Source organism: Nitratidesulfovibrio sp. 1201_IL3209 (assembly GCF_036763125.1).
GTDB lineage: Bacteria > Desulfobacterota > Desulfovibrionia > Desulfovibrionales > Desulfovibrionaceae > Cupidesulfovibrio.
Map to the genome: position 1 here is coordinate 1 of NZ_JBAIYT010000060.1, position 6,351 is coordinate 6,351.

5 protein-coding genes are annotated in these 6,351 nt (G+C 69.8%); 3 read left to right on the top strand and 2 right to left on the bottom strand.

Annotation, left to right across the window (positions count from 1 at the left end; genetic code table 11):
• Positions 1-78: 78 nt before the first annotated feature.
• Complete coding sequence (locus V6B97_RS16865) at positions 79-1,749, top strand: NAD+ synthase (RefSeq protein WP_333507684.1); 1,671 nt, start codon at positions 79-81, stop codon at positions 1,747-1,749.
• 66 nt (positions 1,750-1,815) lie between these two features.
• Here the strand turns inward: V6B97_RS16865 and V6B97_RS16870 are convergent, their stop codons facing one another.
• Together V6B97_RS16870 and V6B97_RS16875 are read right to left on the bottom strand one after the other, a co-directional pair.
• Positions 1,816-3,786: a molybdopterin-dependent oxidoreductase gene (locus tag V6B97_RS16870; RefSeq protein WP_333507685.1), complete on the bottom strand. Its 1,971-nt coding sequence runs from the start codon at positions 3,784-3,786 to the stop codon at positions 1,816-1,818.
• Between the two features lie 226 nt (positions 3,787-4,012).
• Positions 4,013-4,444 carry an ACT domain-containing protein gene (locus tag V6B97_RS16875; RefSeq protein ID WP_333507686.1) on the bottom strand — a complete coding sequence of 144 codons (432 nt, stop codon included), beginning with the start codon at positions 4,442-4,444 and terminating at the stop codon, positions 4,013-4,015.
• Between the two features lie 230 nt (positions 4,445-4,674).
• On the opposite strand from V6B97_RS16875, the gene V6B97_RS16880 reads away from it, so the two are divergent.
• Positions 4,675-5,766, top strand: coding sequence for an FAD-dependent oxidoreductase (locus tag V6B97_RS16880; RefSeq protein ID WP_333507687.1), 1,092 nt, complete (start codon positions 4,675-4,677; stop codon positions 5,764-5,766).
• Positions 5,767-5,772: 6 nt separating this feature from the next.
• Positions 5,773-6,279, top strand: coding sequence for a 4Fe-4S dicluster domain-containing protein (locus V6B97_RS16885; RefSeq protein ID WP_333507688.1), 507 nt, complete (start codon positions 5,773-5,775; stop codon positions 6,277-6,279).
• Positions 6,280-6,351: the final 72 nt, after the last annotated feature.

The following is a 6,351-nucleotide window of genomic DNA, read 5'->3' on the forward strand; positions in this document are numbered from 1 at the left end:
AGGGGGGAGAAAACTTTTGGAAAAGTTTTCTCCCCCCTCCCCGATACTCTCCATCTCCTTACTCTCCGGAGAATCTCAATGAAGATCGCACTGTTGCAGCTGAACTTGGTGGTGGGCGACGTGACGGGCAACGCGGCGCGCATCGAGGCGGCGGTGCGCGATGCGGCGGCGCGGGGTGCGGGGCTGTGCGTGACGCCGGAACTGGCCATCTGCGGCTATCCGCCACGCGACCTGTTGCTGCGGCGCGACTTCGTGCCCGGCTGCCGCAAGGCGCTGGCGGGGCTGGCGCAACGGCTGAAGGGCGGTCCGCCGGTGCTGGTGGGCGCGCCGGTGCCCAATCCCACGCCGGTGGGCAACCGGCTGCACAACGCGGTGGTGCTGCTGCACGAAGGCACGGTGACGGTGGCCACGCGCAAGGTGCTGCTGCCCACGTACGACGTGTTCGACGAGCGCAGATACTTCGAGCCGGGGGTGAACTGCGGCGCGGTGACGGTGGCGGGCTGGCGGCTGGGCGTCACGGTGTGCGAGGACATCTGGAACGACAAGACCTTCTGGCAGGAACACCGCCAGTACGAGACCGACCCGGTGGCGGACCTGGCCCTGGCAGGGGTGGACGCCATCATCAACCTGTCGGCCTCGCCGTTCACGCTGGGCAAGCAGGCGGTGCGCGAACGCATGCTGTCGCGCGTGGCCTCGCGCTACCGGGTGCCGGTGCTGTACGCCAACCAGGTGGGCGGCAACGACGATCTGCTGTTCGCGGGCAAGAGCGTGGCCTTCGACGCGGTGGGGCACCTCATCGCGCGGGGCCGCCCGTTCGAGGAAGACACGGTGCTGGTGGACGTTGCGGCGTCCACCGGCGCCATCTGTCCGGACCCGGCCGAGCCGGAGGCCCAGGTGTGGCAGGCGCTGGTCATGGGCACGCGCGACTACGCCCGCAAGTGCGGGTTCACGGGCGCGGTGCTGGGCCTTTCCGGCGGGGTGGATTCGGCCCTGGTGGCGGCCGTGGCCGCCGAGGCGCTGGGGCCGGAAAACGTGCGGGCGCTGCTGCTGCCCTCGCCCCATTCCAGCGAGGGCAGCGTGACCGACGCGCTGGCCGTGGCCCGCAACCTGGGCCTGCCCGCGCACACGGTGCATACGGTGCCCATCGGCCCGCTGATGGAGGGCTTCGACGCGGCGCTGGCCCCGGTGTTCGGCGCGCTGGGCCGCACCGCGCGCGACGTGACCGAGGAGAACATCCAGTCGCGCATCCGGGGCAACCTGCTCATGGCCGTGTCCAACAAGTCGGGCGCGCTGCTGCTGACCACCGGCAACAAGTCGGAACTGGCCGTGGGCTACTGCACCATCTACGGCGACATGGCGGGGGGCCTGGCGGTCATCGCCGACGTGCCCAAGACCCTGGTGTACCGGGTGTGCCGCTGGCGCAACGCCCAGGTCGGGTACGACCTGATCCCCTCGGTCATCCTGGACAAGGCCCCTTCGGCGGAACTGCGGCCCGGCCAGAAGGACACCGACAGCCTGCCCCCCTACGACGTGCTGGACGCCATCCTGGAGCGCAGCGTGGTGCACCACATGGACCGCAACGCCGTGGTGGCCGAAGGCTTCGCCCCCGAGGTGGTGGACACCGTGCTGCGGCTGGTGCGCATCTCCGAATTCAAGCGGCGGCAGGCCGCGCCCGGCCTGAAGGTGACCGACCGCGCCTTCGGCACCGGCTGGCGCATGCCCGTGGCGGGCCGGTTGGTGCTGCCGTAGCGGCCGGGCAACGGTCCGCGCTGCCGCAACCGTTGTTGCCGGCCCTCTACACCCTCTCCCCGGAGGTCAATTCTCCAACCGTACCCGCTGGTCATAGTAGGCGGCCCCGTCGCCCATGTCGGTGGCCAGCGGGGCGATGAGCGCGTTGGGCGAGCGGCCGTGGGCCAGCCAGCCGCCGCGCGGCATGAGCACGGTGCGGGGGTGGATGCCGGGCAGGGGCTGGACGCGCACGGGCATGCGGCCGTGCGGCGAGGCGAGGTACACGGGGCGGCCCATGTCCAGTGCGGTAAGGGCCGGACATTCCGGGGCCACCTGCACGGTGAGGGGGGCGGTGTCGTCGGCGGGTTGGCGGCCGGGTAACGGTACCTGCGAGTTGACGTAGTCCGGGGCCAGCAGGGTCAGCAGGTGCAGGGGGTAGTCGCCGGGCGTGGCGACATCCGCCACATCCATGTGCAGGGCGTCGGGCAGGTGATACAGCCCGTCGGGATGGGCGAAGCGCAGCCCTTCCCAGGCCACGGAGGGCCGTTTCGCCTTGGTCCAGCCGGTGGTTTTCAGTTCTTCAAGCGATACTTCAAGGTGGGGCGTATGCAGGGCCTGGCGTAACACCTCTTCCCGCTCGGGAAAGGGGATGGGCCGGGCCAGCCGTTGGGCCACGCCGCGCGCGATGTCGAAGTCGTGGCGCACCTGGCCGGGCATGGGGCAGACGGGCGCGGCATAGGCGATGTAGTTGTGGTAGGCGGAACCGAAGATTTCCTCGCGCTCCAGCACCAGCGCGCAGGGCAGCACCACGTCGGCCCTGCGGGCGGTGTCGGTCAGGAACGCCTCCACCACCACGGTGAAGTCCACCGCCTCCACGGCGCGGGCCAGGGCCGGGGCGTCCGGCGACTGGCTCACCGGATTGAAGGCGTCCACCCACAGGAAGCGCACCGGCGGGTCGGCCTTTGCCAGTTCCCGCGCCAGGTGCGAGAGCAGGAAGGTGCGCGCGGGCCTGCCCGCCTTCTTGCTCCACGAAAGGTTCAGGCTGCGGCCGGAGGAGATGCCGTAGTACGCGCCGCCGCCGGAAACGCCCAGGTTGCCGGACAGCATGACCAGCGCGTTGATGAAGCGTACGCTCTCGCCGCCGCGCAGGTAGCGTTGCAGCCCCCAGCCCAGCAGGCTGGCCGTGGGGCCGCCGGAGCCCACCTCGCGGCGCATCCACCGGCACAGGGTGTCCAGGTCCGCCGGGGTGGCGTCGCAGGCGGCCAGCAGTTCCGCCTCGCTTCTGGCCAGCAGCATGGCCCGGAAGTGCTCGAAGCCGCGCGTGCGGTTGCTGATGGCCTGGGGCACGGCATCGTCGGCCAGCAGGCGGCGGATGGCGGCAGCGGCCAGAAACCGGTCGCCGCCGGGGCGGATGCGGATGCGCGCGTCGGTGAAGGCGTCGTTGTCGTCCCCGCCGGGAGAGATGGTCAGCACCGGCATGCCGCGCTTGCGGGCGTCGCGCACCATCAGTCCCAGGTGCAACGCGGAGCGGGCCAGATCCTTGCCCCAGTTGACGATGGCGGCGGCGTTGGCCAAGTCGTCGCTGTCGTTGTGGTCCGGCGCGCCGAAGTCGGCCTCGCAGGCCGCATCCCCCGCGCCGTCGCACAGCGAGCCGCGCTTGCAGGCCGCGCCCAGGCTGTTGAAGAGGTAGTTGCTGGCCTCGGCCAGCGCCCCCCGGTAGCCGAAGCCGCGCAGATGCAGGATGGATTCCGGGGTGTGGCGCAGGGCGTCCAGCTTGGCCGCGCACAGGGAAAGCGCCTCGTCCCACGTGGCCGGGTGCAGCGCGCCGTCCGCGCCGCGCACCAGCGGGGTGGTGATGCGGTCGGGGCTCAGGCGGCGGGCGGCCAGCCCGCGCCCCTTGACGCAGACCACCCCGCGCGTGAACGGGTGGTCCGGGTTGCCGGTCACGCGCACGCCACCGGCGGGGTCGTCATGCAGGCCGGTTTCTTCGTCCGGCAGGTGCACCACCAGCGAACAGGCCCCGTGACAGTCCAGCGAACAGGCGGAAAGGCGTTGCATGCGAAACTCCGTGGGGAGTGGGTTGGCGAAAGGGGGAGGGCATCCGGCAAGGCAGGCTGCGGCCGCACGGCCACCGTGCGCCGCACCGGCCGCGAATTCCGTGACCCCGGTCACGGAATGGCCGCGCGGGGCGTGCCATTGCCCGATCAGCACGAAAAAAGGGCCGGACCCGGCATCCACCGGACCCGGCCCCGTCCGGTCAGGGAAGGGCGCTGCTGGCGGCGAGCTAGTTCCGGTACAGCCTGTCGCCGGGAATGACGGGGATGCCCGCCTCGTTCAGCACTTCGATGGCCTGGTCGGTGCGGTCGAAGCGGAAGATGAGCACCGCGTTGGCGCCGTTCTGCTGCACGAAGGCGTACATGTATTCCACGTTGACGCCGCGCGTGCTCAGCAGTTGCAGGATGCTGTCCAGGCCGCCGGGATGGTCGGGCACTTCCACGGCCACCACGGAGGTGCGGCCCACGGTGAAGCCCTTGTCCTTCAGGGCGGCCTTGGCCTTTTCGTGGTCGTGCACGATCAGGCGCAGGATGCCGAAGTCCGAGGTGTCGGCCAGCGACAGGGCGCGGATGTTGATGCCCGCCTCGGCCAGGGTGTGGGTGACCTCGGCCAGGCGCCCGGCCTTGTTCTCGAGAAATACGGAAATCTGTTCCACTTTCATGGCGACAATCCTTTTGCGGGGTGAAGCAGGCCGGTTCGCCCTGCCGTTGCAGTCATTGAAGGTGGATAGCATTCCCGGCGGGCTGTTGACAAGCCGGGTCCGGCCGGCCGGGCCGGGTGCGCCGCCCCATCCCGCCGCTTGCGGAAGCGGGCCCCGTGGCTATATTGAACACGCACGCTGCGCGCGCCGCACTTCGCGGCCCGGCGCACGGCAAGCACCGTGGAGCATCGATGTCCAACGCCATGAATTTCGCCTTCATGCGGGAAGAACCCGCACCGCCCAACGGGCGGCGTGTCGCCATCATCGGGGCGGGGCCTTCGGGCCTTGCCGCCGCCGGGTACCTGGGGTGCCTGGGCTACCAGGTGGAGGTCTACGACAAGCTGCCCAAGCCCGGCGGCCTGATGCTGTTCGGCATTCCGGGCCACCGCATCCCGGCGGACCGCATCCAGCGCGGGGTGTTCAGCCTGTCGCGCAAGTTCGGGGTCAACTTCCACAACAAGACCAAGATTTGTTGCAGCGCCCCCCTGCACGAGGAGGAGGGCGACCACTTCTCGTGCGACATCCGGGGCCTGGGCGAACTGGTGGAAGAGCATGACGCCGTGATCATTTGCAGCGGCGCGTGGAAGTCGCGCAAGCTGGGCATTCCCGGCGAGCAGTTGAAGGGCGTCTATTCCGGGCTGGAATTCCTGTTCCCCATCCGCGCGGTGAAGTACGCCACCAGCAACGTGTCCGTGCCGCCGGTGGAAGGGCGCACCGTGGTGGTCGTGGGGGCCGGGCATTCGGCCATGGACGTGGCCCACAGCGCGAAAGCCCTGGGGGCCAGGCGCGTGGTCATGGTCTACCGGCGCACCAAGAAGGAGGCCCCGGCGGGCAGCTACGAGGTGGACCGGCTCATCGACGTGGGCTGCGAATGGTGGGAGCGCCGCACTCCGTTGCGCGTGGTGGCCGACGAACCCGGCGAGCACGTGGCGGCCATCGAAATGGCCGACGGCAACACCGGCGAGACCGAAGTGCTGCCCGCCGACATCGTCGTCACCGCCATCGGCGAGATTCCCACCCCGCCGTTCCAGAAGGAACTGGGGCTGGAGAACGTGCGCAAGGGCGAGGTGCGCTGGCTGCACATGACCAGCATAGAGAACGTCTTCGTGGCGGGCGACGTGCTGACCGGCCCCAGCAAGATCGGCAAGGCCGTGTACAGCGGGCTGCGCGCCGCGCGGTCGCTGACCAACTGGCTGGACCTGAAGGCGCAGCACCGCGAAAACGAATACAACTACGATGCCGACGTCATCACGCGCCCCGGCGCATCCAACGGGCCGAGGTAGCACGCCATGTCGGAATGCCGCGGCAGGGGCAAGACCCTGCATATCGACTACAGCAAATGCATCGGCTGCGAAACGTGCGAGGCCGTGTGCGGCTTTCTGTACGACACGCCGCGCATCGCCATGGCCCGCACCGGCGACGGCCAGATGATTCCCATCTACTGTCAGCACTGCGAACACGCCCACTGCATGAAGGTGTGCAACCGGGGCGCGCTGATGCGCGACCGCGACGGCGCCGTGGTGCTGCAACCCATGCTCTGCCGGGGCTGCGAGACCCGCAATTGCGTCATCGCCTGCCCCTATGCCGCCTTTTTCGCCACCGACCGGGGCGTGGCCGTGCGCAAGTGCGACCTGTGCGCCGGGCGGCGCGCCGTGGGCCTGGGCCCCGCCTGCGCGGAAATGTGCCCCTGCGGGGCCATCCGCTTTGCCGACCGCGACGAACTGGACGAACTGGAGACGGAAGCCTCGCGCGAGGCCCGCGACCGTGTGCTTGCGCACATCCGGCCCAGGAAGTAGGGCGGGAAAAGAAGGGGCGAAAGAGAGAAGATGAAGAGAATCGGGGGCGGGGGCGCTTTTCAAAGCGCCCCC

Excerpts from the sequence above, each read along its gene's own strand:
- V6B97_RS16870 (WP_333507685.1), bottom strand. The coding sequence starts at position 3,786 with ATGCAACGCCTTTCCGCCTGTTCGCTGGACTGTCACGGGGCCTGTTCG.
- V6B97_RS16885 (WP_333507688.1), top strand. The coding sequence starts at position 5,773 with ATGTCGGAATGCCGCGGCAGGGGCAAGACCCTGCATATCGACTACAGC.
- V6B97_RS16875 (WP_333507686.1), bottom strand. The coding sequence starts at position 4,444 with ATGAAAGTGGAACAGATTTCCGTATTTCTCGAGAACAAGGCCGGGCGC.
- V6B97_RS16865 (WP_333507684.1), top strand. The coding sequence starts at position 79 with ATGAAGATCGCACTGTTGCAGCTGAACTTGGTGGTGGGCGACGTGACG.
- V6B97_RS16880 (WP_333507687.1), top strand. The coding sequence starts at position 4,675 with ATGTCCAACGCCATGAATTTCGCCTTCATGCGGGAAGAACCCGCACCG.